Raw genomic sequence first — 26,286 nt, forward strand, 5'->3', positions numbered from 1 at the left:
CCTGCGGCGCAGCCGGGGCGGGTGCCTCGGCGGCCGGTGCCTTGGGGGCAGGCGCAGGGGCGGCCTTCTTGGCACCCTTCTTCGCACCCTTGGCGAGCAGCGCGTCGCCGTGCTCCTCCTTGAGGCGGCGGACGACCGGCGCCTCGACGGTGGACGACGCGGACTTCACGTACTCACCCATGTCCTTCAACGTGGACAGGATGTCCTTGCTCTGGACTCCGAGCTCTCGTGCGAGCTCGTGGACTCTGACAGCCACTGTTCTCCTTCGTGGGGGCCCGCACCCCGAAGGAGGTGAGGACCCTAGTTGACGTGCAGGCTCATCGGAACGTTCTCATCGAGAGCTCATGAGCGGTTGCTCCGTTTTCGGGTCGTGGGGCCCGTGGCCCCGTGGATGGGTTGGTGCGCGCTGGTCAGTCCCGCGGACCGGCCACGTCGTCGAGCAGCGTCAGGTCGAGCGGTCCCTCCACGCGGAGGGCCCGGCCGAACGCCCGTCGACGTCGTGCCAGCTCCAGGCACCGAGGGTCGGGGTGCAGGTGCGCCCCTCGCCCCGGCAGCGTCCGCCGCGGGTCGGGGGTCACGGTGGTACCCGCCTCCCCCGGCGTCGCGACGAGCCGGACCAGAGCGGTCACGTCGTCGCGCGACCGGCATCCGATGCACGTGCGAGTGACCGTGGTCGAGTCTACCCCGTCCGTGGTCACGACCTGCGCTCGGGCCGCGCGCCGTCGCCGTCCTGCGGCACCTCGGTGTCGGAGCGGATGTCGATGCGCCAGCCGGTGAGCTTGGCGGCCAGGCGGGCGTTCTGCCCCTCCTTGCCGATGGCGAGCGAGAGCTGGAAGTCGGGCACGACCACGCGAGCCGCGCGGGTCTGCTCGTCGACCATCGTCACCTTCTTGACCCGCGAGGGCGAGAGCGCGTGCCCGATGAACTCCAGCGGGTCGTCGCTGTGGTCGACGATGTCGATCTTCTCGCCGCGCAGCTCGTGCATCACGTTGCGCACGCGCTGGCCCATCGGCCCGATGCAGGCGCCCTTGGCGTTGACGCCGGGCTTCGTGGCACGCACGGCGATCTTGGTGCGGTGGCCGGCCTCCCGCGCCACGGCCATGATCTCGACCGAGCCGTCGGCGATCTCCGGGACCTCGAGGGCGAAGAGCAGCCGCACGAGGTTGGGGTGGGTGCGCGAGACCTTGACCCGCGGGCCACGCATGCCCTTCTCGACCTCGTACACGTAGGCCTTGATGCGCTCGCCGTGCGCGTACTTCTCCTCGGCGACCCGCTCGGCCGACGGCAGCAGCGCCTCGACGCGACCCAGGTCGATCATGACGTCGCCGGGACGGCTGCCCTGCTGGATGACGCCGGAGACGATGTCGCCGACCTTGCCGGAGAACTCGCCGAACTTCTGCTCGTCCTCCGCCTGGCGCAGGCGCTGCATGATCAGCTGGCGCGCGACGGTGGCGGCGAAGCGGCCGAAGTCCTCCGGCGTGTCGTCGAACTCCTCCGAGAACCGCGGCGCCGGCGGCGCGGCGGGCGGCTGCGCCTCGTCGGTCGCCTCGTCGGTCTCGGTCTCGGTCTCGGTCTCGTCCGGCTCGGCGGGAGCGACCGGCTCCGGAGCGAGCCGCTCCTTGGCCCAGACCGTCACGCGTCCGGTCTGGCGGTCCAGCACGACCCGCGCGTGCGGGTGGGAGTACGGCGTCTTCTGGTAGGCCGACAGCAGCGCTGTCTCGATGGCCTCCACGACGACGTCGAGGGAGATGTCCTTCTCCCGCTCGAGGGCGCGCAGCGCGCTCATGTCGATGTCCATCAGGCGTCCTTCTCACGGTGGTGGTCGGGGCGGTCGGCGCGCGGTGCGGAGCCGCGGCCCTTGGCCGACGGCTTCTGCTGCTTGGGCCGCCCGGTGGTGGGCGCCTTGGGGGCGCCGAGCTCGGGGGTGACGAGGGCGCGCGCGACGTCGGCGTAGGCCAGCCGTCGCTGCTGACCCTTCACGGTGACCTCGACGCCGGTGTCGTCGCTGCCGACGACCCGGCCGGTGACGGCCGGACCGTCGTGCAGCGTCACGGCGACGAGCCGGCCGACGTTGCGCCGCCAGTGCCGGGGCTCGGTCAGCGGACGGTCGAGCCCGCGGGACGTGACCTCGAGCGTGTAGGGCTGCTCCCCCATGGCCGTGCCGTCGTCGAGCGCGGCGGAGACGACGCGGGTGGCCTCGGTGATCAGGTCGAGCGGGACGCCGCCGTCGGCGTCGACCGCGATCCTCAGGAAGCGCCGGGTACCGGAGCGGGAGAGCTCGACCGCCTCGAGGTCGAGTCCGAGGGCGGCGAGGGGTCCGGCGACCTCGTCCCTCACGGTGTCGGCCTGCGGGTCCGCCATGTCGTGCAGCCTCCTGTGTTCTGTTGTCGGCACGTCCGGTGCGCGGTGCCGCTGGGCGACCACGCGACCCTCACTCTAGCGGGCACCCATTAGCCTGACGGGATGGTCAGCCGTCGCGTCGTCGTGGGAGGCGGGGTCGCCGTCGTGGCGGCCGGCGCGGGCCTGCACGTCGCGGGCCGCGACGACGACGTGCTGCGTGCGCTCGGGGCGCGACCGCGCCCCATGCCGGATCCCGCGGACACTCGTCTGCTGGAGCGCGCCGCGGCCGACCAGGCCGCGCTCGCCGCGTCGGTCGGCCGCCTCGAGGGTGTCCGCACCGACGACCTCGTCACGGTGCTGAGGACCCAGCTCGACGGGCTCGGCGGCGCGGCGGACGTCGACGCCTCGCCCTCGACGAGGTCGTCCGACGTCGCCACCGTCGTGGCCGACCTCAACCGGACCGCCAGCCGACGCCAGACCGACGCGCTCGCAGCGGTCTCGCCCGACCTGGCCAGGGTGCTGGCGTCGCTCGCGGCCGGGCAGGCGCAGGTCGCCCGCACGCTGGGCCGCCGGGCGGGAGGTGCGTGACGTGGGTGACCCGTCCCCCGTCGGCCCCCTGCAGCGCCGCCTCGCGCTCGAGCACGAGGCCGTCTGGCTGACCTCGCTCAGCGCGGGCAGGTTCCCCGCGCTCGACGACGCCGCGCGCGCGGCACTCCGTCGCCACGAGCGTGCACGCGACGTGCTCGTCGCGCGGGTGGCGGCAGCCGGGGCGACGCCCGTGGGCCCGCAGGCGGCGTACGGCGTGCCTCCCCGCTCCGTCGACCAGGCCCGTCAGCGGCTCGCCGACGTGGCCGAGCGGATGTGCCGCGCCATCGTGCCGCTCGTGGCGCTCGGGAGCGCCGACGACCGTCGCGAGGCCGTCCGGTCGCTGCGGGCCTCGGCGCTGGAGGCGACGAGCTGGGGCGCCGGCCCCAGCGCCTTCCCCGGACTCGACCGAGGCTGAGCCCCAGGGCCAGCGGCAGGATGGTCAGCGGCAGACGCCGCGGACCTCGGTGATGACGTCGGCGAGGGGCACGTCACGTCGCGTGCCGCTGGCGCGGTCCTTGACCTCCAGCAGCCCGTCGGCCAGCCCCTTGCCCACGACGACGGTCGTCGGCATGCCGAGCAGCTCCGCGTCCTTGAACTTGACGCCGGGCGACACCTTCGGACGGTCGTCGTAGAGCACGTCGAGGCCGGCGGCCTCGAGCTCGGCGACGAGCCGGTCGGCCGCCTCGAACAGCTCGGGCTGCTTCCCGGCGACCACGACGTGGACGTCGAAGGGCGCGAGCTCGCGCGGCCAGACGATGCCGAGCTCGTCGTGCGAGCTCTCGACGACGGCGGCCACGGCACGCGAGATGCCGACGCCGTAGGAGCCCATCGTGACGGTGACGAGCTTGCCGTTCTCGTCGAGCACCTTGAGGTCGAGCGCCTCGGCGTACTTGCGGCCGAGCTGGAAGATGTGCCCCATCTCGATGCCGCGGGCGAGCTCGAGCGGACCCGATCCGTCGGGCGCGGGGTCGCCCGCACGCACCTCGGCCGCCTCGATCGTGCCGTCGGCGGTGAAGTCGCGGCCGGCCACCAGGTCGATCACGTGCGAGCCGGCCACGTTCGCCCCGGTGACCCAGCGCGTGCCCTCGACGACGCGGGGGTCGACGAGGTAGCGGATGCCGGTCTCGGACTCCTCCCCCAGCACGCCGGGGCCGATGTAGCCCTTCTTGAGGGCCGGGTGGGCGGCGAAGTCCTCCTCCGTGAACGGCTCGACGTCGGCCGGCGCGACCTGCGTCTCGAGCCGCTTGGGGTCGACCTCGCGGTCGCCAGGCACGCCGATCGCGAGCGGCTCGCGGGAGCCGTCGGGGTGGCGCAGCACGACGAGGACGTTCTTCAGCGTGTCGGCCCCGGTCCAGGGACGGTCCTCGCGCGGGAACCGCTCGTTGAGGTGCGCGACGAGCGTGTCGATGGTCGGGGTGTCGGGCGTCTGCTCGGCGTGCGCGGCGGGCAGCCCGTCGTAGGGCTGGGGGTCGGGCGCCACCGTGACCACGGCCTCGACGTTGGCCGCGTAGCCGCCGGGCGAGCGGACGAAGGTGTCCTCGCCGATCTCGGCGACGGCGAGGAACTCCTCGCTGGCCGAGCCGCCCATGGCGCCGGAGTCGGCCTGCACGACGACGTAGTCGAGACCGAGCCGGTCGAAGATGCGCACGTAGGCCTCGCGGTGCGCCTGGTAGCTGCGCTCGAGGCCCTCGTCGGTCACGTCGAAGGAGTAGGAGTCCTTCATGACGAACTCGCGGCCGCGCAGGATGCCGGCGCGGGGCCGCGCCTCGTCGCGGTACTTCGTCTGGATCTGGTACAGGTTCAGCGGCAGGTCCTTGTAGGAGCCGTAGAGGTCCTTCACCAGGAGCGCGAACATCTCCTCGTGCGTGGGGCCGAGCAGCATGTCGTTGCCGCGACGGTCGTGCAGGCGGAACAGGTTGGGGCCGTACTCGGTCCAGCGGTTCGTCGCCTCGTAGGGCTCGCGCGGCAGCAGCGCGGGGAAGCGCACCTCCTGCGACCCGATCCCGTCCATCTCCTCGCGGACGATCTCCTCGACCTTGGCCAGCACCTTGAGCCCGAGCGGGAGCCAGGAGTAGATGCCCGGCGCGACGCGCCGCACGTAGCCGGCCCGGACGAGCAGCTTGTGGCTCGGGACCTCCGCGTCCGCCGGGTCGTCGCGGAGGGTTCGCAGGAACAGCTGGGACATGCGCATGCGCCGACCCTATCGAGCGCCGCGCGAGGCCTTGAGGGCCGTGCGCACCAGCGGCACCTGCAGCGGCAGCCGGCCGACGACCCCGGCCTTCAGCACGGGCGAGGCGCGACGGCTGCGCAGCACGTCGGCCGTCATCTGCAGGTTGGCCGGGAAGACCCCGACGAGGAGTCCGGCGGCGGCCAGCCCCCCGGCGCGTCGCGTGCGGGGGTGCGCGAGCAGCGCCGCGCAGGCCACCTCCACGACCCCCGAGGCGTGCACGAGCTCGCGCCGACGCGGGAGGGCACGCGGCACCATCTGCTCGAAGGGCTCGGGCTTCACGAAGTGCGCGACCCCGGCGACGGCGAGCAGGGCGGCCAGGGCCTTCACGTCACGATCCATGTCCGCACCCTAGGCGACCGTGGTGATGGCACGATGGGACGTCTCGATCCCGCGCCTGCAGGAGGTACCCGTGTCCATCGTCGCCACCCTCGAGCTCCGCCTCCGGCCCGACCAGCTCGAGGCCGCACCGGCCGTGCTCGAGGAGGTCCTTGCCGAGACCCGCGCCTTCGCGGGCAACCTCGGCGTCGAGGTCCTCACCGACGTCGAGGACCCGACGCACGTGACGGCGTTCGAGCGCTGGGAGAGCCTCGAGCACGACGCGGCCTACCGCACCTGGCGCGCCGGCGACGGCAGGCGACCCGCCCTGGCGGCCTTGCTGGCCGCTCCCCCCGTGCTCACGCACTGGGACACCCCGGGCGACTGACGACGCGGGCGGGCTACAGCAGGATCGACGCGAACGTGTCGACCTGGCGCAGGCCGACACGGGCGTAGGTGGCCCGGGCGGCCGTGTTGAAGTCGTTGACGTAGAGCGTGACGTCGGACGCGACGTCACGCTGCACCAGCCGCACGACGCCGGCGAGTGCTGGTGCCGCGATGCCTCGACCACGGTGGTCGGGGTGCACCCAGACGCCCTGCAGCTGGCAGACGCCGTCGGCGGCGGCGCCGACCTCCGTCTTGAAGAGCACCTCGCCGTCCTCGATGATCGCGAACGCCCAGCCCCGGGCGACGAGCTGCGCCACCCGGGCCCGGTAGCCCGCGCCGCCTCCCGCCTCGGGGTCGATGCCGACCTCCTCGCGGAACATCGCCACGGACGCCGGGTACAGCACGTCGACCTCGTCGATCATGACGCGGCGCAGCCGCGGGTCCGGCGCGACCGCCGGCTCGTCGTCGATGGCGAGGAACGGCTGGTCGGCCCGTACCGACCGCGCGGGACCCCAGTCCTGCTCGAGCCTCGACCACAGCCGCATGACGGCGGCCTGGCGGCCGACCAGCGACGCGCTGCGTCGCATGCCAGGAGCGACACCGGTGAGGAGCAGCTGGCGCGCGAAGCCGTCCACGGCGTCGGCGTCGGCCTCCACGGGCACCAGGTTGGCGCCGCAGTGGCAGGCGGCGACGAGCCGGCCGTCGCGGAAGCAGCCGAGCATCGTGCCGCCGAGCATGAGGCTGCGCAGACCGGTCTCGGCGACGCGGTGGCGCACGAAGAGGTTCGCGCGCTCGTCGCGGGCCATCAGCGCCTCGAGCTCGACGCGGTCGTCGGGTCCGAGCAGCCGGATCTGCTGGTCACGGCGCCCGGTGGCGTCGGACGCGACCGGCACCAGCTCGATCATCGTGTGCTCCTCGCTCCGCAGGCCGCTCGCCCGGCTGCGGACAGCCTAGGCCAGCGGGCCGGCCATCGCCCCTCGACGAGCGCGACCTGGGACGGACGGCGGACGTTCAGCCCGAGACCGTCACCGAGGCGGTCGCGCCATCCTCCGGCTCCATGTCCTCGGCGATGCGCAGGGCCTCCTCGATCAGCGTCTCGACGATCTTGCTCTCGGGCACGGTCTTGATGACCTCGCCCTTGACGAAGATCTGGCCCTTGCCGTTGCCCGACGCGACGCCGAGGTCGGCCTCCCGTGCCTCGCCGGGACCGTTGACGACGCAGCCCATGACGGCGACGCGCAGCGGCACCTCGAGACCGTCGAGACCGGCGGTCACCTGCTCGGCGAGCGTGTAGACGTCGACCTGGGCGCGCCCGCACGACGGGCAGGACACGATCTCGAGCTTGCGCGGTCGCAGGTTGAGCGACTGGAGGATCTGGATGCCCACCTTGACCTCCTCGACCGGCGGGGCGGACAGCGAGACGCGGATGGTGTCGCCGATGCCCTTGCCGAGGAGGTAGCCGAACGCCGTGGCGCTCTTGATGGTGCCCTGGAACGCCGGTCCGGCCTCGGTGACGCCGAGGTGGAGCGGCCAGTCGCCGCGCTCGGCAAGCATCTCGTAGGCCTGGGCCATGATGACGGGGTCGTTGTGCTTGACCGAGATCTTGAAGTCGTGGAAGTCGTGCTCCTCGAACAGCGACGCCTCCCACACGGCCGACTCGACGAGCGCCTCCGGCGTGGCCTTGCCGTACTTCTCGAGCAGGCGCTTGTCGAGCGAGCCCGCGTTGACGCCGATGCGCAGCGAGACGCCAGCGTCCTTCGCGGCCCGGGCGATCGCACCGACCTGGTCGTCGAACTTGCGGATGTTGCCCGGGTTCACGCGCACGGCCGCGCAGCCGGCGTCGATCGCGGCGAACACGTACTTCGGCTGGAAGTGGATGTCGGCGATGACGGGGATCTGGCTCTTGCGGGCGATGTCGGGCAGCGCGTCGGCGTCGTCCTGGCTGGGGCACGCGACGCGCACGATGTCGCAGCCGGCCGCGGTGAGCTCGGCGATCTGCTGGAGCGTGGTGTTCACGTCGGACGTCAGCGTCGTGGTCATGGACTGCACCGAGACGGGCGCGTCGCCACCCACGTCGACCGTGCCGACCTTGATCTTGCGGCTCGTGCGTCGCGGGCTGAGGACCGGCGGCGGCGCCTCGGGCATCCCGAGCGAGACCGGGACGGACCCGGCGCTCACGAGATGCTCACCGGGTTCACGATGTCGGCGTAGATCAGGATGACGCTCATGACCATCAGGATGCCACCCACCACGTAGGCGACGGGCAGCATCCTCGCCACGTCGACGTATCCGGGGTCCGGGCGACGGCGCAGACGCGCCCATCCCCGACGCACGGCCTCCCACAGCGCTCCGGCGATGTGGCCCCCGTCGAGGGGCAGCAGCGGGATGAAGTTGAACAGCGCGAGGAACAGGTTCAGCGAGGCGAGCAGGGCCAGCAGCCGCTGGGCGCGCTCCGCCCAGCTGGGCTCGTCGACCGTGACGAGCTCGCCGGCGACCCGACTGGCGCCGACCACGCTGATCGGGCCGTCGGCGGGTCGCTCCGCGCCGAACGCCGCCTTGGTGACCTCGACCATGCGCACCGGCAGGTGGGCGATGGCGCTGGCGGTGGCCGCGACCTGCTCACCCATGACGTCGACGACGGCGCCCGGTCCCTGGCGCTGCATGGTCTCGGTCGGCGTGACGCCGAGGAAGCCGACCTTCTCGGTGCGCTGCGGGTCGTCGAGCGAGGTGCGCGCGAGCACGGCGGTCGGGACGTCGGCGGACACCTCGCGACCGTCGCGGTCGACGACGAGGCGGGCCTCGCGGTCGCCGTTGGCGCGGATCAGGCCCGACAGCTGCTCCCACGACGTGATCCGCTCGCCGTTGAACGACACGAACCGGTCGCCCGGCTGCAGGCCGGCCTGCTTGGCCGGGGTCACGGGGTCGGCGTCGGTGCAGGCGCGACCCGCCTCCGCGTCGGTGATGGCGCAGTCGGAGACCGCCTGGACGGTCGTCGTCGGGGTGAGTGCGCCGAAGCCCATGAGGACGACCGCGAACAGCACGACGGCGATGGCGACGTTGACGAGCGGGCCGCCGGCCATCACGATCAGCTTCTGCCACCAGGGCTTGCGGTAGAAGAGGCGGTCGAGGTCGTCGTCCTCGATCAGCTCGTGCTCCGCGTGGCGCGCGTCGCTCACGAGCTGGGTGAAGAGACCGGTGCTGGTCGCGCGGACCTCGTGCGGGTCGGCCGCGACGCCGTCGCGCCGCTCGGGCGGCAGCATCCCGACGAGCTTGACGTAGCCGCCGAGCGGGATCGACTTGATGCCGTACTCGGTCTCGCCCCTCTTGACCGACCAGATCGTGGTGCCGAAGCCGACGAAGTACTGGGTGACCTTGATGCCGAACCTCTTCGCCGGGACCATGTGGCCGAGCTCGTGCAGGGCGATCGACGCGATGACGCCCAGCACGAAGACGACGACGCCGAGCGTGTAGATCAGCGCGGTCACGCGCGGGCTCCGCCGGTTGCACTCATGGACGCTTCCTCCACCAGGGCCCTCGCCCGCTCGCGGGCCAGGGTGTCGGCCTCGAGCACGCGCTCGAGGGTCAGGTCGGCGTGGGCGGCGTCCGGGTCGCGCAGGTGCTCGTCGAGGACCGCGCCCACCGTGTCCACGATGCCAAGGAACCCCAAGTCGCCGCTGACGAACGCGTCGACGCACACCTCGTTGGCCGCGTTGAGGACGGCTGGGGCCGTGCGGCCGAACGACCCGGCGCGCCGGGCCAGAGACACGGCGGGGAACGCGGTCTCGTCGAGCGGGAAGAACTCCCAGGAGGTCGGCGTGGTCCAGTCGCAGCCGCGCGCCGAGCCCGGCACGCGCTCGGGCCACGCGAGGCCCAGCGCGATCGGCAGCCGCATGTCCGGGGGCGAGGCCTGCACCATCGTCGAGCCGTCGACGTACTCGACCATGGAGTGGACGACCGACGACGGGTGCACGACCACGTCGATGCGGTCGAAGTCGATGCCGAACAGCAGGTGCGCCTCGATCACCTCCAGGCCCTTGTTGACGAGCGTCGCGGAGTTGATGGTGATCACCGGACCCATGTCCCACGTCGGGTGCGCCATCGCCTGCTCGGGCGTCACGTCGGCGAGCTCGGCGCGGCTGCGTCCGCGGAACGGGCCGCCGCTGGCGGTCACGAGGAGCCGCTGCACGTCCTCGACGCGCTCGCCGCGCAGCGCCTGCGCGATCGCGGAGTGCTCGGAGTCGACGGGCACGAGCTGGCCGGGGCGCACCCGCGACGTGACGAGCTCGCCGCCGATGATCAGCGACTCCTTGTTCGCCAGGGCGAGGGTCGTGCCGGTGTCGAGCGCCGCGAGCGTCGGCTCGAGGCCGACCGCACCGGTCATGCCGTTGAGCACGACGTCGACGTCGGTGCGCGCGACCTCGGTGGCGGCGTCGGGACCGGCGAGCAGGCGGGGTACTCGATGGTCACCCTCGGACCAGCCACGCCGCTTCGCCTCGGCGTAGAGGGCGAGCTGCACGTCCTGCGCCGACGTGGCGCGTGCGACGGCGACCACCTCGACCTCGTGCCGGATGGCCTGGGCGGCGAGCAGGGCCGGGTCGGACCCGCCGGCCGCGAGCGCGACGACGTCGAACCGCTCGGGCGCGGCCTCGACCACCTCCAGGGCCTGGGTGCCGATGGAGCCGGTGGAACCGAGAATGGCGACACGCTTGCGCATGTCGCCATTCTCCCTCACCGGCACCGGGTGTCCCGCCCGGGCGCCGGAGGTCTCACCGCTCCGGGGTCACTTCACCTCGGAGCGCAGCAGCCGGTAGATGCCGAAGCCGAGCGGCAGCACCAGCCAGATCGTGCCGGCGGTCGCGATGCGCGCCCACTCCTCGCCGGTCGGGTCGAAGTCGCCGGTGAACAGCGGCACGAGGGCCGTGTTCAGCTCGATCCACGGGGCGAGGTCGCCGAACCACTCGACGAGCCCGCCCACGATGCCGACGACGATCGGCAGCACCAGGGTGTAGACGAAGTAGCCGACGATGGCGGCCGCCGTGTTCATCAGCAGCATGGCGATGGCGAACCCGATGAGCACGCCGATCAGGTTGCTCACCGCGAAGTTGAACACCTCGTGGCCGGTGATCGACCACGACACGTCGACGCCGCGGACGCTCGACGCGAGGAACGTGCCGACCGCCGCGAGCACGGCCGACAGCAGCATCACGCCGACGGAGATGATGAGTCCGGCCAGGAGCTTCGCGGCCACCACGCGGGGGCGGCGAGGCTCGAGCGTGAACGTGACGAGCCCGGTGCGCTGGCCCCACTCGGAGGTGACCAGCATGATCGCGATGATGGGCAGGAAGTACCCGAGCGTGCCGCCCATGGCCTGGATGAAGAACGGGAAGTCCTGGAACTCGCCCCCGTCGGTGACGAGGAACGCGATGACGAGCATGACCACGGCGCAGAGGCCGAGGATCGAGATGCTCAGCCACCGGCCGGCGCGCGTGTCGAAGGCCTTGCGGACCTCCACGCCCACGAGACGGGTGAGAGGGATGCCCGGACGGTCGGTGTCGATGCTGACCGCGGGTGCGGTGGTGGTGCTCATGCCTGGGCTCCTTCGGTGGGGACGGCGTCGCGCTGGGTGGTGGCGGTGAGCTGGAGGAACATCTCCTCCAGGCCGGCGCCGTCGGCCTGGCGCAGCTCGACGAGGACGACGCCCGCGGCGGCGGCGGCCTTGCCGACGACCTCGGGGGCGGCCTCGGTGGTGAGGCCCTCGCCGCTCGGCGTGACGGTGATGCCGGCGCCGGTGAGCGCCTGCTCGAGGGCGCGGGGCTCGAGACCGCGCACGTAGGTGCCGGCCGCCTGCAGCAGCTCCTCCTTCGTGCCCTGGGCGACGATCTTCCCGTTGCCGATGACGATCAACTCGTCGGCGATGATCTGCACCTCGTGCAGCAGGTGCGACGACAGGAGCACCGTGCCGCCGCGGTCGGCGTACTCACGGAGCAGGCCCCGCATCCAGTGGATGCCCGCCGGGTCGAGACCGTTGGCGGGCTCGTCGAGCATGAGGATCTTCGGGTCGCCGAGGAGTGCGTGCGCGATGCCGAGCCGCTGACGCATGCCGAGCGAGTAGTTCCGGACGCGGCGGCGCGACTCCTTGTCGGACAGGCTGACGAGCGCGAGCATCTCGTCCACGCGGCTCGCGGGCAGCCCCATGGTGCGCGCGCCGATCGTGAGGATCTCGCGGCCCGTGCGGCCGGCGTGCTGGGCCGAAGCGTCGAGGAGGACGCCGACCTGCGTGCCGGGGTTGGGGATGTCGCGGTAGTCCACGCCGCCGACGGTGGCCGCACCCTTCGAGGGGGGCGTCAGTCCGGCGATGATGCGCATCGTCGTCGACTTGCCGGCACCGTTCGGCCCGAGGAAGCCGGTCACCGCGCCCGGACGGCAGGTGAAGCTGACGTCGTCGACGGCCGTGAAGCCGGCGTACGCCTTCGTGAGGTTCTGGACCTGGATCATGGTCCCACTCTCGCGGACGACGCCCCGGGGACGCATCCGTCGCGCAGCCATGATCGTCGCGCCGAAAGTATGAGACGTCCCGGTCCGTCGGTCGTGGTCCGGCGCCCACCGCGCTGGGTAGCGTGTCGTCGGTGACCGGCACCGCTCCCCCGCTGACCTGGTGGGGACACACGTGGCGGTTGCTGCTCGTCCTCGCCGTCACCGCGCTCACGTGGGTGCCGCTCGGGCTCTGGCAGCTGCGGCACGCGCCGCTGTGGTTCGCCCTCGACCTGGCGACGGGTGTGGCGTGCACCGTGGTCGCGATGGTCTGGCGTCGCCGGTTCCCCGTCACGGTCGCGCTGGTGACGAACGTCGTGAGCATCGGGTCGTTCAGCTCCGGCGGCGCAGCCTGCCTGGCGCTGGTCTCCCTCGCCACGCGCCGACGCTGGCGCGAGCTCGTGCCGGTGACCCTCGTGTGCCTGCTGACCATCCCGTTCGTGGTCGTCGTCAACCCGCTGCCCGGTGAGGACCCCCGCGTCGACGCAGCGGTCGTGGTCGTGGTCATCGGCCTCCTGGTCGCGGTGGGCCTGTACGTGGGGTCACGCCGTGAGCTCCTCGCGACCCTGCGCTCACGGGCGGAGAGCGCGGAGGCCGAGCAGGCGGCCAAGGTCGCGCAGGCCCGCAGCGCGGAGCGCACCCGCATCGCCCGCGAGATGCACGACGTGCTCGCCCACCGGATCTCCCTCGTCACCATGCATGCGGGCGCCCTCGCCTACCGGCAGGACCTCGGGCGGGAGCAGGTGCACGAGACCGCGCTCACCATCCAGGAGACCGCTCACCAGGCGATGACCGAGCTGCGCGGCGTGCTCGGCGTGCTGCGCGAGGGCCCGGGTGACGCCGTGCCGGAGCTGCCGCAGCCGGCGGCGCGCGACGTCGTCGAGCTGGTCGAGGAGTCGCGGGCGGCCGGGATGCGTGTGGAGCTGCAGCTGCGGGGCGACCTCGACGACGTCTCGGGGACCGCCGGACGCACCGTCTACCGGGTCGTGCAGGAGGGACTGACCAACGCGCGCAAGCACGCGGCCGGCACGCCGGTGGAGGTGGCGGTCGACGTCGGCGCGCAGACCGTCGAGGTGCGGGTCACGAACCCCCTCCCGCTCGGCACGCCGACCGCCCCGCTGCCCGGGTCGGGCCTGGGGCTCGTCGGGCTGCGGGAGCGGGTCGAGCTGGCGCGGGGCAGCTTGTCGCACCGCGTGTCGGCCGACCGGCGCTACGTCCTGGAGGCGCGGATACCGTGGGCCGCGTGACATCCGGCCGCCCCACCCGCCTCCTCCTCGTCGACGACGACGCGCTGGTGCGGGCCGGGCTCTCGCTGATGCTGGGCGGCGCCGACGACCTCGAGGTCGTGGCCGAGGCGTCCGACGGGCGCGAGGCGCTCGCCGCCGTGCGCTCCCACGACGTCGACGTGGTGCTGATGGACCTGCGCATGCCGGTCATGGACGGCATCGAGGCGACGGCCGCCATCACCGCGCTGCCGTCGCCACCGCACGTCCTCGTGCTGACCACCTTCGACGCCGACGACTACGTCGTGCGGGCGCTCGCCGCGGGCGCCCACGGGTTCCTGCTCAAGGACACCCCGCCCGCGCAGATCGTGGAGGCCATCAGCACCGTCCTGAGCGGTGAGCCGGCGCTCTCCCCGGCCATCACCCGCCGGCTCATCGCCCAGGTGACCGACGGCTCGGGCGGCAGCCGCGAGGCCGACGCGGCACGGCGCGTGGCGTCGTTGACCGACCGCGAGCGCGACGTGGCCCTCGCCATCGGGCGCGGCGCCTCGAACGCGGAGATCGCCGCCGAGCTGCACCTGAGCCTCGCGACGGTCAAGGCCCACATCTCGCACCTGTTCACGAAGCTGGACGCGGTCAACCGCGTGCAGGTGGCCATCACGATGCACGAGGCCGGGCTCCTGTAGCGGACGCCACCGCCGCTCGACGTGCCCGCGGCCGCGCGGCTGCCTAGCGTGGGGTGCATGCCCTCGACGTTCGCGAACCTCGCCGACACCGTCCTCGACAAGACGGTCCTGCCCGGCTACTCCAGCATCGGACCGGCGCTGCGACGACGCTGGTGGCCCGCCGACCCGGAGCCGGACGCCCTCCGCGGGCGGCACGTCGTGGTGACGGGCGCGAGCGGTGGCCTGGGCGCCGCGGCGGCCACCGGCATCGCCGCCCTGGGCGCGACGGTGCACCTCGTGGGTCGCAAGGCCGACCGGCTGGCCGACGCGGCCCGCGAGATCCGGGGCAGCGTGCCGGCCGCGGACCTGCGCGAGGAGGTCTGCGACGTCAGCGACCTGGACGACGTCCGGCGCTACGCTCAGCGGCTCACGTCGGACCTCGGAGCGCTGCACGCGATCGTCCACGACGCGGGCGTGATGCCGAAGGAGCGCACCGAGTCGGCGCAGGGCCACGAGCTGACGCTGGCCACCCACGTGCTGGGCCCGCTGCTGCTGACCGAGCTGCTCCGCCCGCTGCTGGAGGCGGCGGACGACGGCCGCGTCGTGTGGGTCTCGTCCGGGGGCATGTACACGGCACCGCTCACGGCGGCGCTCGTCGACGACCTGCAGTACCGCGACGGCGACTACGACGGCGTCCGCGCCTACGCCCGCACGAAGCGGCTGCAGGTGGTCGTGGCCGAGCTGCTCGCCGAGCGCCACCCGCACCTGGCGAGCCACGCGATGCACCCGGGCTGGGCCGAGACCCCGGGGATCACGGACTCGCTGCCGGGCTTCGCGAAGGTTGTCGCACCGGTGCTGCGCACGGCCGAGCAGGGCGCGGACACGATGGTGTGGCTCGTGGCCACGCCGACGTCGGTGACCGGGCCCGACGGATTCTGGTGCGACCGGCGTCGCCGCTCGCCCCGCTACCTGCCCTGGTCGAAGGACGACCCCGCCCTGCGCCGCCGCGCGTGGGACCGCGTGGCGGCGTGGGCCGGTCTGGAGCCTGAGGGCTCCTAGCCGACGGGTCGGCGCGCGAGCAGCGGCTCGACGACGTCGGCCGCGTGCGCCAGCACGGCGTCGCGGAAGCCGTCGGCGTCGCCCGCGAGCGCGGTGGCAGCGTCGCCGGAGCCGGCCTGGCGGACGAGGTCGAGCGGGTGGACACCCTCGGCGGAGCGCACCTCGGGGCCGTCGTCGCCGTCGACCACGACGACCGTGCCGTCGGGCGCCGGGACGGCACCGATGCGGATGCACGCGCACACCGCGACGACCCTGTCGTCGCCGGCGACCTGCACGCCGACCTCGTCGCCGGGCTGCACGCCGAGCATCCGCAGGCCGGAGCCGAGGAACGACGAGCGCTCCAGCAGCCGCGCGAACGTGAGCGTCGACGTGGCCGGGTCGTCCGCGCCCCCGCCGATGACGTGCCGGTCGAGCAGGTCGAACCCGAGGCTCGCCATCAACGCCCCCGGAAGACGGGCGTGCGCTTCTCGGTCCGCGCGGTGGCCGCCTCGCGCACGTCCTCGCTGGCCCAGACGTCGCGGAATCCCTGCTCGATGGTGGCGTCGTCGTCGAGGCCGTTGAGGACGCGCTTGTTGTAGGCGAGGGTGAGCGGCGCGAGCGTGGCGATCTCGTGGGCCCAGGCGAGGGCGTCGTCGAGCGTGCCCGCCTTGTCGACGAGTCCGTGACCGAGCGCCTCGTCGCGGTCGACGAGCTCGCCGGCCAGCATCATGCGCCGGGCGGGCCCGGTGCCGGACAGCGCGGCGAGCGTGCGGATGGTCCACGCGTCGACGGCCATCCCGTTGCGGGCGGTGGGCACGCCGAACTTCGCCCGCTCGTCGGCGACCCGCAGGTCGCAGGCGATGGCCAGCTGGGTGCCGGCACCGATGGCGGGGCCGTTCACGGCGGCGATGATCGGGACGGGCAGCCGGGCGAGGCCGTGCAGCATGCCGTACAGCGCCTCGAGGAACTCGTCCCCGTAGACGCCGCCGAGGTCGGCCCCGGAGCAGAACGCGGTGCCTTGGCCGGTGATGACGATGGCCCGGGCTCCCCCGTTCGCGGGCCCGTCGCCGACCGCGTCGCGCGCGGCCTCGTCGATCGCGCGGCACAGGTCGAGGTTGAGGGCGTTGCGGCGCTCCTCGCGCTGCAGCTCCAGGACGACGACGTCGCCGTCGCGGCTCACTCCGAGCATGGGTCTCCTCCGTCGGGTCGGACGCGGGTCAGCGTACTGGCGGGTGGTCAGCACTCGCGGGCGGATCGCAGGTTGACATTTGCGCCACTCAGCTCGTGGTTGCCGACCGGAGTCGCACGGTCCACCATGGCAGACATGGCCATCCTGTTGCGCGGCAGATCCCGGTGCCACCTCTGCAACGCCGTCATCGAGGCTGAGGACGAGGCGCAGTTGTTCCCACCAGCGCTGTTCGCGACAGACTCGGCCTTCGGGCGACTGAACGATTCGGCCGTGCACCGTCAGTGTCTGGATGCTCGCCCCGACGGGGATCTTGCACTGCAGATCCTCGATGAGTACCTGCGCGACCTCTGACTCAACGCAGAGGACACGTCAGGGCGCCTGGCGATCCCCTTGGTCGACGAGCAGCCGGGCGATGCGGTGCTCGACGTCGGACCCGATGTCGGGCGTCAGGCCGTGGGTGGCGGGTTCGGCGTCGACGGTGCGTCCGGAGGGCAGGATCCAGCGCAGGGTGCGGTGGCTCTTCATGGCGTGGTGTCGGCGGTGCAGTGCCCAGAGGTTCGAGCCTCGGGTGGGGCCTCTGGGATGCGGGACCTGGTGGTCGAGGTCGCAGTCGCGGGCTGGTCGCAGGCAGCCGGGGGCCTGGCAGACGCCGTCGCGGAAGCTGATGGCGGTGGCGAGGACGTCGGGCGCGAACCGGCCCACGTACTCGTGGGCGAGGACGTCGCGCGTGATCGGGTCGACGAGCAGCCGGTGAAAGAAGGTGTCGTCGGGGTCGAGGTGCTCGAGCACCCACTCGGCCGGGACGGTCCAGGTGCCGTCGTCGGCCACGGCCGGCCCGGGCTCGGCGCCGACGAGGACGTCGGCGTCGATGACGACGCCGATGTCGGTGCGGGCGCAGCCGGTGGCGGGGGTGTCCTCGGCGAGGAGGAGGTCGACGAAGGCGTCGGCGCGCAGCTGGTTGCGGGTGCGGTCGTCGCCGTCGAGGCGTGGGGTGCGGCGCAGGCGGGCGTCGATGGCGGCGGCCTGGTGGGAGGGGATGAAGGCGTTGACCCAGGCCATGGCGTCGTCGACGTGGGTCACGGTCACCGTCCGCTCACGTCGGGCGGCCTCGGCCCGGGCTGCGGCTTCCTCGGCCTCGACGCGGGCGACGAACCGCTTCAGCCAGGCCCGGAGCTCGGCCACGGTGTGGGTCGCCGCGTACCCGACGACGGCCTCGTCGAGGCGTCGGTGGGACGACTCGTGCACCAGCAGCAGCGCCGCCGACGACACCTCGCGCGCTCGCGCCCAGTCGACACGACCGTCGCGGAAAGCCCGCCAGGTGTACGGCGTGCGCTCGCGGAGCCGGTCGGCCGCCGCGAGCCGGGCGGTCACCTGACCCTCGGACAGCCCGACCGCCTGGCCGATCTCCAGCGCGATCGCCGACCGCTCGACGAGCCGCACCATCGGCGACTCGATGCCAGCGGTGCGCACCAGCTCGGCGTCGCGGAACCGCAGCATGTCGACGATCTCGACCGCCTCGGCACGCGCGCGCTCCCGCGCGCGTGCGGTCAGCGCGTCGAGCGCCGCCGCGTTGCCGTTGCCGTTCCCGTCCATGGTTCCAACCTAGGGGCGGCCTCCGACACCGCCCTCCGGCCCGGGAATGGGCCCGGTCAGGGCGCGGTCAGCCGCTCCAGCACCTGCGCGACGCCGTCGTCGTCGTTCGACCCGATGACCTCGTCGGCCACGGCGAGGACGTCCGGATGGGCGTTCGCCACGGCGAGCGCACGACCGGCCCAGGCGAGCATCGGCAGGTCGTTGGGCATGTCGCCGCACGCCCACACGTCGCGGGCCGCGATGCCGCGCTCGGTGCACCACGTCTGCAGCCCGGACGCCTTGGTGACCCCGCGCGGCGTGAGCTCGGCGAGCCCGATCGCGCCGGAGAAGCCGAGCTCGGCCCGCCCGTCGACGACCTCGGCGACCCGCGCGAGGAACTCCTCGGCGTCCAGCCCCGGCGCCCTCGCCAGCAGCTTGCCGGCCGCCGTGCCCTCGAGACCACCCGTCTCGTACTCGTCCTCGTAGGCGTCGACGAAGTGCTCGTCGCGGCGCATCCCGTCGGCGCACTCGACCGCGAACCCGATGCTCGGCACGGCGGCGCGCAGGTCCGACGTCAGCGCGTGCAGGTCGGCCGCGGCGAACGGGTGCGACTCCACGACCTCGCGACGCGCGACGTCGAGCACGAAGGCACCGTTGCCGCAGAGCGCCACGCCGTGACCCCCGACCGCGTCGGCGAGCTCGTCGAGCCATCGCGGAGGCCTGGCGGTCACGAACACGACCTCGACCCCTGCGTCCTCCGCCGCGGCGACGGCGGCACGCGTGCGGTCCGACAGGGTGCCGTCGCTGCGCAGGAGGGTGCCGTCGAGGTCGGTCGCGAGCAGCGCGGGTCGGCTCACGCGTCGGACGCGGCGAGCTGGCCGCAGGCGGCGTCGATCTCGTCGCCGCGGGTGTCCCGGATCGTCGTGCTGATGCCGCGCGAGACGAGACGGCGGACGAACTCGTCCATGTCCTCGTCGCGGGAGCGGGTGAAGCGCGAGCCGGGGACCTCGTTGAGCGGGATGAGGTTCACGTGCACCCAGCCGCGACCCTCGCCGTGCGCGAGCAGCAGCTCGGCCAGCAGGTCGGCGCGCCAGGCCTGGTCGTTGATGTCGCGCATCATCGCGTACTCGATCGAGACGCGTCGGCCGGTGACGTCGAAGAAGTGCTTCGCCGCCGAGACGGCCTCCTCGACGCTGTGCCGCGTGTTGATGGGGACCAGCTCGTCGCGCAGCTCGTCGTCGGGGGCGTGCAGCGACAGCGCGAGCGTGACCGGCACGCCCTCGTCGGCCAGCTGACGCATGCGCGGCGCGAGCCCCACCGTGCTGACCGTGATGTTGCGCGCCGACATGCCGAGTCCGTCGGGCGCGGGCGAGGTCATGCGACGCACGGCGCCCACGACCGCCTTGTAGTTGGCCAGCGGCTCGCCCATGCCCATGAACACGACGTTGGAGAGTCGGCCCGGGCCACCGGCGACCCGTCCGTGCGCCATCGCGGCGGCCGCGTCGACGACCTGGTCGACGATCTCGGCCGTGCTCATGTTGCGCTGCAGGCCGCCCTGGCCGGTCGCGCAGAACGGGCAGGCCATGCCGCAGCCGGCCTGGCTCGACACGCACACCGTCGCGCGCTCGGAGTAGCGCATCAGCACCGACTCCACGAGGGCGCCGTCGAACAGGCGCCACAGCGTCTTCAGGGTCGTCCCCTGGTCGGCCTCCTGGACCTTGACGGTCGACAGCAGAGGCGGGAGCAGGGCCTGGGCGATGGCGTCGCGCTGCGCCGCCGGGAGGTCGGTCATGGCCTCCGGGTCCCGCTGCAGGCGCGCGAAGTAGTGGTGCGCGACCTGCTTCACCCGGAAGGCGGGCAGGCCGAGCTCCTCGGCCGCGGCCTTGCGCTCGTCGGCGGAGAAGTCCGCGAGGTGACGCGGAGGCTTCCCGCGACCGCGCGGGGGCTCGAGGACGAGCGGCAGGGTCTTGATGGGCTCGCTCACCGCACCATCCTCCCAGCCCGACCCCAGCGCTGTCGAAACGCGCGGGCCGGGCCGGGCCGGCTCACGCCGGGACGGGGTGCGGGTCTCGCGCCAGGGCGGCGACGAAGTCGAGCTTGTCGAGCACCGGCGGCGGGATGACGAACGGGTAGAGGTCGTCTGCGCCCATCGCCCGGTTGATCTGGTTGAGCGCCGTGGACAGCGGGATCCAGACGCCCGTGACGAGGTCGCTGAACAGGGTGAAGGCACTCGGGTCGACCGTGGTCAGGCCGTAGGCTCGCGCGGTCTCGACGGTGTCGCTGATGTGCATCCAGTGCGCGAAGGTCTCCGCGAAGTCCTCGAACGGGTGCATCGTCGCGTAGGTGCTGATGTAGGACTCCTGCCAGTCCTCCGGCGGGCCCTCGCTGTAGTGCCGGTCGATCTCGGCCTGGTAGTCCTTCGACTCGTCGCCGAAGAGCTCCCGGCACGCGTCCATCCGCTCCTCGCCGCGCACGAGCACGGACTCGAAGTAGTGGCCGACCTCGTGGCGCAGGTGGCCCAGCATCGTGCGGTAGGGCTCGTCGAGCTCGGACTGCACCTTCACGCGGTGCGCGTCGTCGCCCTCGGCGAGGTCGATCGTGATGACACCGTCGGCGTGGCCGATGACGACGTTCTCCTCCACGCTCGACAGCATGTCGAAGCACAGGCCCTGCTCGGGGTCCTCGTCGCGCGTCGTGATCGGCAGGCCGCGCGCGTCGAGCTCGACGACGAGGCGACGCTTCGCCGCCTCGGCCACCGGGTACTGCGAGAGGCCCTCGAGGTCGTCGTCGGCCGGACGCGTGCGCGTCAGGTCGCAGCTGAAGCACTGGCCCCCCTCGACGGTGGCCAGCCACGTGCAGCCGGAGAGGTTGAGGTTCGCGCACACGTGCCAGACCAGACCCTCCCGGTCGACGTAGCGACCGTCCTCGTCGACGGGCACGATCTCGTGCTCGTTGCGGGAGTACCCGAGCGCCGTCCCGCAGGAGACGCACAGGGAGTTCTCGAAGTACAGGGCGTTGCCGCACACGCGGCAGGAGAAGGCCTTCACGTGCCCATCCTTCCCCCGCTACGGCGGGGGCGCATCCCCATCCGGGAGGGACGTCTCAGACCGGCACGACGTCGACCGCGACGGCGAGCGTCGACGTCTTCGCCTCGGTGAAGATCACACCCTTCAAGGGGGGCACGTCGGAGTACTCGCGACCCCATGCGACCGTCACGTACCGCTCGTTCCCCGGCTGGTCGTTGGTCGGGTCGAGGGCGAGCCAGCCACCTCCCGGGACCCAGACGGCCGCCCACGCGTGGGTCGCGTCGGCACCGACGACGCGCTCCTTGCCGGGTGGCGGCTCGGTGGCGAGGTAGCCGCTGACGTACCGGACGGCGAGCCCGTGCGAGCGCAGGCAGGAGAGCGTGAGCTGGGCGAAGTCCTGGCACACCCCGGCACGCGCCTCGAGGACGTCGGCGATCGTCGACGTCACCGTCGTCGCGCCCTGCTCGTAGGCGAAGTCGGCGTGAACCCGGTGCATCACCTCCAGCACCGCCTCGCCCAGCGGTCGACCCGGCGTCAACGACGTCGCCGCGTAGGCGTGCGCAGCCGCTGGCTGGTCGACCGACGGGGAGGCGAGGGCGAGGTCGAGCGCGCTCCAGGCGTCGGGCACGTCGGGCCGGACCGAGGGACGCGCCTGCTCCCAGGGCACGCCCAGCGCGACCGGGTCGAGCACGGGCTCGTCGATCTCCACCACGCTGTGCGCGACGACGTCGAGCGTGCGGTGCGGCGTGTCGAGCTGGAAGTACGTGGCGGTGTTGCCGTAGTGGTCGACGTCGGTCGAGCGGTCGAGCGGCTCGGGGTCGACGTCGACCTGGTGGGCCACGACGCGCTGCCACGGCAGGTCGCGCGGTGTCAGGTACGCGATGCCGTAGCTGCCGGTTACGTCGTCGTCGTAGGTGTAGGTGGTGCGGTGGGTGACGTCGAGCCTCATCGGGTCCCCCGTCCGGAGAGGCCGAACGCCCGGGGCGTGGGGGCCGTGGCCAGGTGCGTTCCCGCGAACGCCTCGGCGACCCGCAGGAGGTGGATGGTCAGGCTGTCCAGGTGCCGCTCGAGGTTGGGTCGCGACTCGCCCTCGATCGGCACGAGCTCGGCGACGTGGGTGCGGTCGACCTCGTCGACGAGGTCGTCCAGGAGCCGCTCGGGCCGGCTGGCGCCCGTCGACGCGGGCAGGGCGGCGACGTGGCGTCGCAGCGTCTCGAGGTTGAAGCGCAGCGAGCGCGGGTTGGCCGGGTCGGCCAGAAGCAGCTCGACGAGGCTGGTGACGCGGACGAACCCGCGGTACCGGCGTCGGTGGGTGATGGCGCTCTCGGTGGCGGTCAGCACGCCCTGGTGCAGGTGCCGGTCGACGTCGATGCCGCGTCGGACCGTCACCGTGCGGCGCAGGAGGGCGACGACCTGCAGGCAGCGCTCGAGCGCGCGTCCGGCCTCGAGCGTCTCCCACCCCTCGTCGTGCACCATGCTGGCCGTCGCACCGTGCAGCGCGAGGAGCCCGGTGAGCATGCGCTCGGCGCTCTCCGTGACCTGGAGGCTGTGGTCGTTGGCGTCGAGCAGCGCGGCCGCGCGCTCCGTGGCCCCGAACGCGCGGAACACGTCGACCGACAGCTGGTCGCGCACGCCCTCGGCGGCTCCCCGCAGCGCGGCGAAGGAGTGGGCCACCGAGGCCGACCGCTCGACGTCGAGCAGGACGGAGCGCAGGTCGGCGTCGACGCTCTCCCCGTCGCCGGCGTCGTACGGTCCGGGCACCTGGTGCAGCAGTGCGCCGCGCAGCACCCGCAGGGCCACGCCGCCGGCGCTGTAGGGACGCGCCCGGAAGTCCTCCGCGAGGGCGTGGGCGACGAGCACGAGACGCAGCGTGTCCTCCGCGCGCTCGGCGTAGCGGCCGAACCAGAAGAGGTCCTCGAGCACGCGCGGCACCAGCGGCGTGACGCTGCTCGACGACGTCACCGCGAGCACCTCGGCCAGTCCCTGGTCGGGCTGGTCGGGCGTGTCCTTCAGCACCCACACGTCCTTGCTCGACACCGACCGCGCACCGTCGAGCACCGACGCGAGCCCGCCCAGCATCGGCCGGTAGGACGACCCGTAGCGCAGCGTGAACGTCCGCAGCGCCACCGACTGGGGACGTACGGCACCACCCGCGAGGCGCGGCGCCTGCGACCATGCCGGCAGCTCCTGGGCGGCGAAGCGGTGCGGCTCGGCCTGCACACGGGCGAGCAGCTCCGCCGGACCGAGGCGGTCGACGTCGACCGACCGGTCGATCGACCGGACGGCGAGCTCGTCCCACCGCTCGCGGGCGAGGGCGAGGGCGTCGGGGTCGCCGAGCCAGGAGGTCGGGACCGACGGCAGCCGCAGCGGCTCGTCGAGGAGGTGCTCGCACAGGCGGGCCATGTACGGGAGCAGCGCGGGGTTCTCGAGCACGCCGGAACCCAGGCCGTTCACGATCCGCACGCTCCCGCGACGGACCGCCTCGAGCAGGCCCGGGACGCCGAGCTGGGAGTCGCCGCGCAGCTCCAGCGGGTCGCACCACGGCGCGTCGACGCGCCGCAGGATCACGTCGACACGCTCCAGACGGCCGAAGACCCGCATCCACACCGCGCCCGAGCGCACCACGAGGTCGCTGCCCTGCACGAGCGGGAAGCCCAGGCTCGACGCGAGGTGCGCCTGGTCGAACGCGGTCTCCGACGCCGACCCGGGGGTCAGCACGACGACGCGTGGGTCGTCGACGTGCTCGGGCGCGGCCTGCATGAGGGTCGACCGCACGGCCTGCAGGAACGGCCCCACCTGGTGCAGGCCGGCGTCGCGGTACATCTGGGGCAGCACGCGCGAGATCACGTGCCGGTTCTCCATGGCGTACCCGAGCCCGGACGGCGCCTGCGTCCGGTCGGCGACGACGACCCAGTCGCCGGCAGGCGTGCGGGCGACGTCGGTGGCGGTGAGCAGCAGCGGGCGGTCGTCGACCGTGCCCGGGCGCGCCGCCACGCGCAGGAAGCCCTGGTGGGCGTAGACCACGGCCGGCGGCACGACGCCCTGTGCGAGGACGCTGCGCGGTCCGTGCAGGTCGGCGAGCAACGCGTTCAGCAGCTCGGCGCGCTGCGCGAGGCCGACCTCGAGGGGCGCCCAGTCCTGGGCGCTGAGCACGAGCGGCAACGGGTCGAGCCGCCAGCGCGACCCCGGCTCCCCGGGACGTCGGTACGTGACGCCGTCGTCGCCCAGGAAGCGTCCGATGTCACGCTGCACGCGACGCAGCTGCACGTCGGTGATCTCCAGCGCGCTGGCGGCGAGCGTCCGCCAGGCCGGCCGCAGCGAGCCGTCGGCGTCGACCACCTCGTCGTAGCGGGCGGGTGCGGCGTCTGGGGGTCCCTCCCGCTCGCGGGGGCGGGTCGGCTGACCGACCTCCGACGCGTAGTCGCGCAGGACGGTCATGGCGCGGCGGGCCGCCCGGTCGGAGGTACCCGTCGCAGGTCGAGCGTGTGGGGGTAGTCGGTGCTGTGCGCGCGGCGGCCGGCCTCGACCAACGCGCCGACGTCGACCGGTCCGGTCGACGCGGGGTGCGGCACGAAGCGGCTCGAGCGACGCGCCTCCGCCTCCTGCGCGTTGACCGGCGGGTGGTCGTAGGCCCGACCGCCCGGGTGCACGACGTGGTAGGTGCAGCCGCCGAGCGCCTGGGCCACGACGGTGTCGACGACCTCGACGTGCAGCGGGGAGTGCACCGGGATCGACGGGTGCAGCGCCGACCACGGCTGCCAGGCGCGGTAGCGCACGCCGGCGTAGTACTCGCCGGGCACGCCGGTCGGGGTGAGGGGCACGGGAACACCCTGGCACGTGACGAGGTGCCGCGAGGGCGAGACGCCACGGACGGTCACCTGGAGCCGCTCGATCGAGGAGTCGACGTAGCGCGACGTCCCCGAGCCCGTCGCCTCCTCCCCCAGGACGTGCCACGGCTCGATCGCGCTGCGCAGCTCGAGCTCGACGGGGCCCGTCGGGGTGCTCACCTGCGTCACGCCGATGCGGGGGAAGCGGAACTCCACGAACGGGTCGAGCCACGTGCGCTCGAAGTCGATCCCGTGGTCCTGCAGGTCGGCGACGACCGCGTCCACGTCGCGGACCGCGCCCTGCGGCAGCAGGAAGTCCTCGTGCAGCGCGGTGCCCCACCGCTCGAGCGGTCCGGTGGCGGGATCGTCCCAGAACCGGGCCACGAGGGCGCGCACGAGCAGCGCCTGCACCAGCGCCATCTGCGGGTGCGGCGGCATCTCGAAGCCGCGCAGCTCGAGCAGCCCGAGGCGTCCGCGCGAGGAGTCGGGGCTGTAGAGCTTGTCGATGCAGAACTCGGCGCGGTGCGTGTTGCCCGTGAGGTCGGTCAGCAGGTGCCGCAGGGCTCGGTCGACGAGCCAGGGCCGGAAGGTCTCGCCCTGCCCCTCGGCCTCGGCGACGAGCCGGTGGACCTCGGCGATCGCGATCTCCATCTCGTAGACCGACTCGGGGCGGCCCTCGTCGAAGCGCGGCGCCTGGCTCGTCGGGCCGATGAAGCGTCCGGAGAACAGGTACGACAGCGACGGATGGCGCTGCCAGTGCGACAGCAGGCTCACCAGCAGGTCCGGTCGGCGCAGCAGCGGCGACGCGGCGGGCGTGCGGCCCCCGAGCGTCAGGTGGTTGCCGCCACCCGTGCCGGTGTGCAGACCGTCGAGGTCGAACTTCTCGGTGCCCAGCCGGGTGCGGCGCGCCGCGTCGTACAGCGTCTCGGTGAGCGACACCAGCTCCGACCACGACGACGTCGGCTGCACGTTCACCTCGATGACGCCGGGGTCGGGCGTGACGCTGAGCTGGGTCAGGCGCGGGTCCGGCGGCGGGCCGTAGCCCTCGACGACCACCGGCGTGCCGACCGCCGCGACGGCCCGCTCCACGACGTGCAGGAGGTCGGCGTAGTCCTCGAGGCGCTCGGTCGGCGGCAGGAAGACGTGCAGCACGGGCGGCGCGTCGGGTCCGCCCGGCCGCACCTCGAAGGCCAGGGCGGTCGTCGGCGCACCCTCGGGGTCGCAGACCTCGACGTCGGGCACGCCGGGGACCAGGGTCGGCCCGGACTCGAGGTAGGACGGGTCGCCCGTGGCCTCGGGGTCGGACCACGCGATCGCGTCGAGCGGCAGGATCGAGGACTTCGTCTCGACGTCGA

Annotated in this window: 28 protein-coding genes; 7 read left to right on the forward strand and 21 right to left on the reverse strand. The window is 73.2% G+C overall.

Translation table 11 applies throughout. From position 1 onward, the window contains the following. The 4 genes from NH339_RS09725 to rimP form a co-directional block, all read right to left on the reverse strand. A partial coding sequence (locus NH339_RS09725; protein WP_253024819.1) for a translation initiation factor IF-2 N-terminal domain-containing protein occupies positions 1–256 on the reverse strand: 256 nt, incomplete at its 3' end. 154 nt (positions 257–410) lie between these two features. Continuing rightward, complete coding sequence (locus tag NH339_RS18480; RefSeq protein WP_308207059.1) at positions 411–698, reverse strand: YlxR family protein; 288 nt, start codon at positions 696–698, stop codon at positions 411–413. Beyond that, positions 695–1,798, reverse strand: coding sequence for a transcription termination factor NusA (nusA, locus tag NH339_RS09735; RefSeq protein ID WP_253024822.1), 1,104 nt, complete (start codon positions 1,796–1,798; stop codon positions 695–697). The genes NH339_RS18480 and nusA overlap by 4 nt, the downstream gene beginning before the upstream one ends. Then, on the reverse strand, positions 1,798–2,361 hold the full coding sequence (rimP, locus tag NH339_RS09740) for a ribosome maturation factor RimP (RefSeq protein ID WP_253024824.1): 564 nt from the start codon (positions 2,359–2,361) through the stop codon (positions 1,798–1,800). The genes nusA and rimP overlap by 1 nt, the downstream gene beginning before the upstream one ends. A 102-nt stretch (positions 2,362–2,463) precedes the next feature. On the opposite strand from rimP, the gene NH339_RS09745 reads away from it, so the two are divergent. Continuing rightward, entirely contained in the window at positions 2,464–2,928 is a 465-nt protein-coding gene (locus NH339_RS09745) for a hypothetical protein (RefSeq protein WP_253024826.1), read from the forward strand. A 1-nt stretch (position 2,929) separates the two neighbouring features. Further along, a complete protein-coding gene (locus NH339_RS09750; protein ID WP_253024828.1) occupies positions 2,930–3,343 on the forward strand; it encodes a DUF4439 domain-containing protein in 414 nt (137 codons plus the stop codon). 24 nt (positions 3,344–3,367) lie between these two features. Here the strand turns inward: NH339_RS09750 and NH339_RS09755 are convergent, their stop codons facing one another. Together NH339_RS09755 and NH339_RS09760 are read right to left on the reverse strand one after the other, a co-directional pair. Continuing rightward, on the reverse strand, positions 3,368–5,113 hold the full coding sequence (locus tag NH339_RS09755) for a proline--tRNA ligase (RefSeq protein ID WP_253024873.1): 1,746 nt from the start codon (positions 5,111–5,113) through the stop codon (positions 3,368–3,370). Positions 5,114–5,128: 15 nt separating this feature from the next. After that, the gene (locus NH339_RS09760; protein WP_253024830.1) at positions 5,129–5,497 is read right to left on the reverse strand and encodes a DoxX family protein; all 369 of its coding nucleotides are present in this window, start codon (positions 5,495–5,497) and stop codon (positions 5,129–5,131) included. A 70-nt stretch (positions 5,498–5,567) separates the two neighbouring features. Between NH339_RS09760 and NH339_RS09765 the strand changes: the two genes are divergently transcribed. Then, on the forward strand, positions 5,568–5,861 hold the full coding sequence (locus tag NH339_RS09765; RefSeq protein ID WP_253024832.1) for a putative quinol monooxygenase: 294 nt from the start codon (positions 5,568–5,570) through the stop codon (positions 5,859–5,861). Between the two features lie 13 nt (positions 5,862–5,874). Here the strand turns inward: NH339_RS09765 and NH339_RS09770 are convergent, their stop codons facing one another. From NH339_RS09770 to NH339_RS09795, 6 genes are all read right to left on the reverse strand, one after another. Next, on the reverse strand, positions 5,875–6,765 hold the full coding sequence (locus NH339_RS09770; RefSeq protein ID WP_253024834.1) for a GNAT family N-acetyltransferase: 891 nt from the start codon (positions 6,763–6,765) through the stop codon (positions 5,875–5,877). A gap of 106 nt (positions 6,766–6,871) precedes the next feature. Next, positions 6,872–8,005, reverse strand: a complete 1,134-nt coding sequence (gene ispG, locus NH339_RS09775; RefSeq protein ID WP_253024874.1) for a flavodoxin-dependent (E)-4-hydroxy-3-methylbut-2-enyl-diphosphate synthase — start codon at positions 8,003–8,005, stop codon at positions 6,872–6,874. 29 nt (positions 8,006–8,034) lie between these two features. Then, a complete protein-coding gene (locus NH339_RS09780) occupies positions 8,035–9,345 on the reverse strand; it encodes a site-2 protease family protein (protein WP_253024836.1) in 1,311 nt (436 codons plus the stop codon). Next, positions 9,342–10,574: a 1-deoxy-D-xylulose-5-phosphate reductoisomerase gene (gene dxr / locus NH339_RS09785; protein WP_253024838.1), complete on the reverse strand. Its 1,233-nt coding sequence runs from the start codon at positions 10,572–10,574 to the stop codon at positions 9,342–9,344. The genes NH339_RS09780 and dxr overlap by 4 nt, the downstream gene beginning before the upstream one ends. A gap of 66 nt (positions 10,575–10,640) precedes the next feature. Continuing rightward, positions 10,641–11,447, reverse strand: coding sequence for an ABC transporter permease (locus NH339_RS09790; protein ID WP_253024840.1), 807 nt, complete (start codon positions 11,445–11,447; stop codon positions 10,641–10,643). Continuing rightward, the gene (locus NH339_RS09795) at positions 11,444–12,355 is read right to left on the reverse strand and encodes an ABC transporter ATP-binding protein (RefSeq protein ID WP_253024842.1); all 912 of its coding nucleotides are present in this window, start codon (positions 12,353–12,355) and stop codon (positions 11,444–11,446) included. Before NH339_RS09795 ends, NH339_RS09790 begins: the two co-directional genes overlap by 4 nt. 131 nt (positions 12,356–12,486) lie before the next feature. On the opposite strand from NH339_RS09795, the gene NH339_RS09800 reads away from it, so the two are divergent. Genes NH339_RS09800 through NH339_RS09810 form a run of 3 tightly spaced genes read left to right on the forward strand, consistent with a single transcriptional unit; the run spans position 12,487 to position 15,338 of the window. Beyond that, on the forward strand, positions 12,487–13,638 hold the full coding sequence (locus NH339_RS09800) for a sensor histidine kinase (protein WP_253024843.1): 1,152 nt from the start codon (positions 12,487–12,489) through the stop codon (positions 13,636–13,638). Next, positions 13,635–14,300, forward strand: coding sequence for a response regulator transcription factor (locus NH339_RS09805; protein ID WP_253024845.1), 666 nt, complete (start codon positions 13,635–13,637; stop codon positions 14,298–14,300). The genes NH339_RS09800 and NH339_RS09805 overlap by 4 nt, the downstream gene beginning before the upstream one ends. Positions 14,301–14,357: 57 nt before the next feature. Continuing rightward, on the forward strand, positions 14,358–15,338 hold the full coding sequence (locus NH339_RS09810) for an SDR family NAD(P)-dependent oxidoreductase (protein ID WP_253024847.1): 981 nt from the start codon (positions 14,358–14,360) through the stop codon (positions 15,336–15,338). Here NH339_RS09810 and NH339_RS09815 read toward each other — a convergent pair. Then, on the reverse strand, positions 15,335–15,775 hold the full coding sequence (locus NH339_RS09815; protein WP_253024849.1) for an AMP-binding protein: 441 nt from the start codon (positions 15,773–15,775) through the stop codon (positions 15,335–15,337). The genes NH339_RS09810 and NH339_RS09815 overlap by 4 nt on opposite strands. Further along, on the reverse strand, positions 15,775–16,506 hold the full coding sequence (locus NH339_RS09820) for an enoyl-CoA hydratase (RefSeq protein ID WP_253024851.1): 732 nt from the start codon (positions 16,504–16,506) through the stop codon (positions 15,775–15,777). The genes NH339_RS09815 and NH339_RS09820 overlap by 1 nt, the downstream gene beginning before the upstream one ends. A 135-nt stretch (positions 16,507–16,641) precedes the next feature. Here NH339_RS09820 and NH339_RS09825 point away from each other — a divergent pair, with 135 nt between their 5' ends. Then, complete coding sequence (locus NH339_RS09825; protein WP_253024853.1) at positions 16,642–16,857, forward strand: hypothetical protein; 216 nt, start codon at positions 16,642–16,644, stop codon at positions 16,855–16,857. Positions 16,858–16,875: 18 nt separating this feature from the next. Here the strand turns inward: NH339_RS09825 and NH339_RS09830 are convergent, their stop codons facing one another. The 7 genes from NH339_RS09830 to NH339_RS09860 all read right to left on the reverse strand — a co-directional run. Next, on the reverse strand, positions 16,876–18,099 hold the full coding sequence (locus NH339_RS09830) for an HNH endonuclease signature motif containing protein (protein WP_253024855.1): 1,224 nt from the start codon (positions 18,097–18,099) through the stop codon (positions 16,876–16,878). A gap of 56 nt (positions 18,100–18,155) precedes the next feature. Beyond that, positions 18,156–18,935 carry an HAD family hydrolase gene (locus tag NH339_RS09835; protein ID WP_253024857.1) on the reverse strand — a complete coding sequence of 260 codons (780 nt, stop codon included), beginning with the start codon at positions 18,933–18,935 and terminating at the stop codon, positions 18,156–18,158. Beyond that, the gene (gene rlmN / locus NH339_RS09840) at positions 18,932–20,062 is read right to left on the reverse strand and encodes a 23S rRNA (adenine(2503)-C(2))-methyltransferase RlmN (RefSeq protein WP_067856672.1); all 1,131 of its coding nucleotides are present in this window, start codon (positions 20,060–20,062) and stop codon (positions 18,932–18,934) included. The genes NH339_RS09835 and rlmN overlap by 4 nt, the downstream gene beginning before the upstream one ends. Positions 20,063–20,123: 61 nt before the next feature. Then, positions 20,124–21,125, reverse strand: coding sequence for a putative zinc-binding metallopeptidase (locus tag NH339_RS09845; protein WP_253024859.1), 1,002 nt, complete (start codon positions 21,123–21,125; stop codon positions 20,124–20,126). Between the two features lie 55 nt (positions 21,126–21,180). After that, entirely contained in the window at positions 21,181–22,053 is an 873-nt protein-coding gene (locus tag NH339_RS09850; protein ID WP_253024861.1) for a transglutaminase family protein, read from the reverse strand. Next, the gene (locus NH339_RS09855; protein WP_253024863.1) at positions 22,050–24,542 is read right to left on the reverse strand and encodes a circularly permuted type 2 ATP-grasp protein; all 2,493 of its coding nucleotides are present in this window, start codon (positions 24,540–24,542) and stop codon (positions 22,050–22,052) included. Before NH339_RS09855 ends, NH339_RS09850 begins: the two co-directional genes overlap by 4 nt. Next, a partial coding sequence (locus NH339_RS09860) for a transglutaminase family protein (protein WP_253024865.1) occupies positions 24,539–26,286 on the reverse strand: 1,748 nt, incomplete at its 5' end. The genes NH339_RS09860 and NH339_RS09855, both read right to left, overlap by 4 nt.

The organism is Aeromicrobium sp. CnD17-E (genome assembly GCF_024124745.1).
Taxonomy (GTDB): Bacteria; Actinomycetota; Actinomycetes; order Propionibacteriales; family Nocardioidaceae; genus Aeromicrobium.